This window comes from Bradyrhizobium sp. MI1.3, assembly GCF_055811695.1.
This window is the reverse complement of sequence record NZ_JBVVPQ010000181.1, coordinates 1-2520: the sequence shown is the minus strand read 5'-3', so window position 1 is coordinate 2520 and position 2520 is coordinate 1. Positions and strand designations below refer to the sequence as shown.

The window sequence follows — 2520 nt, the reverse complement described above, 5'->3', positions numbered from 1 at the left end:
GAAATCCTGACTGTCGTCCGGTTGAAGCTGCCGAAGGAGCTTCGTCGATCGCTCGCCTGTACCAACATCGCCGAGAACATGATGGGCACCATTCGCCGCGTCACGCGCAACGTCAACGCTGGCGGGATGCCGGTATGGCCTTGCGATGGGTCGCGGCCGGCATGATCGAGGCCAACAAGGGCTTTCGACGATTGAAGGCGCATAAGCAATTGTCGGTTCTGCGTGCAGCCCTTCAAGCTCACCACGATCGCATGACGATCAAGCCCGTTGCCCACGTCTCGAGGGCCGCGTAACATTCATCCCGGCAACGTCGGCCCGACGCAGTTCAACACCGATCGGGACATCCCCCCGGGTGCGAGCCCGCCCCTTAAACATCTCATCCAATTCCCGCAGTCGCGGATCGAGCGGTCAAGGATTGAGACCTCTGCTCCAAGCCCGACAGCCATTCGCGCGGCATGCGTTCCCACAACACCCCCGCCAATGACCACGATGCGAGCCGGCTGCACTCCGGGAACACCCCATGAGGAAGCCGCGACCGCCGGTGTAGCGCCGAAGAGCCGTTCCAGCCGCTTCGATTGAAAGTCTGCCCGCGACCTCGCTCATTGGAGCGAGAAGTGGGAGACCACCATGCACGGCGGTCACGGTCTCGTAGGCGATCGCGGTGCAGCCGGAATCCATGAGGCCTTTTGCTTGCGCGGGATCTGGGGCCAGATGCAGATAGGTGAAGAGAATCTGCCTTCCCGCAATTGCGACCATTCGACTGGCTGAGGCTCCTTGACCTTCACAACCATGTCGGCGGTCGCAAAGACTTCTGCAGACGTATCGACAACGACGGCACCTGCCTTGCGATAGAGCTCGTCGTGGGCTCCAATTCCGTCGCCGGCATTTGCCTCGACAAGGACGCTCTGGCCTGCACTCACGTACTCACGAACCGCGCCGGGCGTAAGTCCGACACGATACTCGTGTATTTTAATCTCCGTCGGAACACCGACTCGCATGGCCAAACTCCTTCCTATCCTACTGATGGTTGATAGCGAGGAATGGCGTTGCGTACCCTGCAAGTTGGGGCTAATTGACGACGTTTTTGCCGGAAATCAGCGATACTTGGCTATAACACGCAGGAATCAAAACTATGGAATTTGACAAAATCGATACCAGGATCTTGGCTGAATTGTCGCCGATGCCAGGGTTAGCATGGTCGACCAATTGGGCCGGCCATTGATTTCCTGAGAAACCAACGCCGACCGACCATCGAAGTAGCGGTTGAAGATGGCAAAGAGTGCCGCGAGGCTGGCTGCCGCGCCGAGCGAGGCGTGGAACGCAAATGCGGTGTCCAGGGCCTTTGCCGCATCCACCGCGCAAAGAACGGCGGAAACCAGGAAGAATGCAGCCAGGCCGGCTTCACCTTCCGTCATCCATTTCTAGGATTGAGACTGGTTCATGGAATGATTCTCTCTTGCGCAGTCCCGGAGCGCTTCCGCTCCATCAATCCCGATTTCACCACCGGCCCTTTGATCAACATCAAGCCGGGTGAAAAATGCCGCTGCCGCGCGGTGCGCCGCCCGCAGATCAGAAGCTCCGGCGCTTTGTGGCGCCGGCAGGCAAGCTCGACCGGACCGCGCTGGTCTGGTGGCTACCCCAGATCAGAACCCCGGCGAAAACCACGAACATCGCGACTACGCCGGCCGAAACCAGAATCGAATCAATGGGCATTGCGACCTCCTATTAGGACGCGGTCGACTATGCATAAAGGAGCGGATGTGCGCTTTGATGCGGATCAAACCACCGCCATCAACATTCGCTGGGGCGGTCACCTTCCTGACGCCAGCGGCGTTCCGGGTAACGGTGAGCGCCACAGACGCCCCTCCTCCATCCGGGCGCACGGTCAGACGGTGGTTCCTCGGTTGCGTTGGCGTGTCGCAACCCCATCCTGCCGGAGAACTGCCGGTGACCACCGCAAAGCCGCCCGCCCGCTACGGCGCTATGTGAAGGCGCGCGTCCGGGCGGCTTTGCTTTACCGAGCTACACCACCACCGGGGAGTACGTCATGCCAAGCTGATGAATGCTTGTGGGTGCAAGTCCCATCCGGCCAAAGCCGAAGCAGGCAGGCCGGGACCGAGTCTTGCGGGCGTCGCGGCAACGCGGGGTTCGAAGTGTAGACAGGAGCCATGCGGGGTGCGGGAACGAGCCTCGAAAGGTGGATGTTCGCGAAGGCCCAGTGTGTTCCCTAAACACGAAGGCAGCATGAGCATCGTCGTTATGCGAGACGATGCCGCTCCGTCGGGGTCGATGGCCGGATCACGCGTGGAAGGTAATCATCGGAACATGAGAGGCCCGACCGGGTCCGTTGGATTGGTCTCCAACGGGGGGCAGCGGCAAGGCAGTGAGCTGGTCCCGGTTGTCTGAACAGAATCTGCGCATCGATAAGTGGAGCGTCTGCCGGGGTTATGCTGCCAGGCGGAGCGGCAGCGAGGTGAAGTAGGCTTGATCGGGCGTGCTGCCGTCAAGACTCGAATGGGG

General features: G+C 60.6%; 1 protein-coding gene and 3 pseudogenes. 1 reads left to right on the top strand and 3 read right to left on the bottom strand.

The genetic code is table 11. The annotated features are described in order from the left end of the window. Positions 1-293: pseudogene (locus tag AC0L3A_RS40435) on the top strand (IS256 family transposase); the annotation flags it as partial. Between the two features lie 55 nt (positions 294-348). Here AC0L3A_RS40435 and AC0L3A_RS40430 read toward each other — a convergent pair. The 3 genes and pseudogenes from AC0L3A_RS40430 to AC0L3A_RS40420 form a co-directional block, all read right to left on the bottom strand. Then, positions 349-998 (bottom strand): annotated as a pseudogene (locus AC0L3A_RS40430) (alanine dehydrogenase); the annotation flags it as partial. 201 nt (positions 999-1199) lie between these two features. Beyond that, positions 1200-1415, bottom strand: a pseudogene (locus tag AC0L3A_RS40425) (cytochrome-c oxidase, cbb3-type subunit I); the annotation flags it as partial. Positions 1416-1569: 154 nt separating this feature from the next. Then, entirely contained in the window at positions 1570-1713 is a 144-nt protein-coding gene (locus AC0L3A_RS40420) for a hypothetical protein (RefSeq protein ID WP_473256551.1), read from the bottom strand. Between the last annotated feature and the right edge of the window lie 807 nt (positions 1714-2520).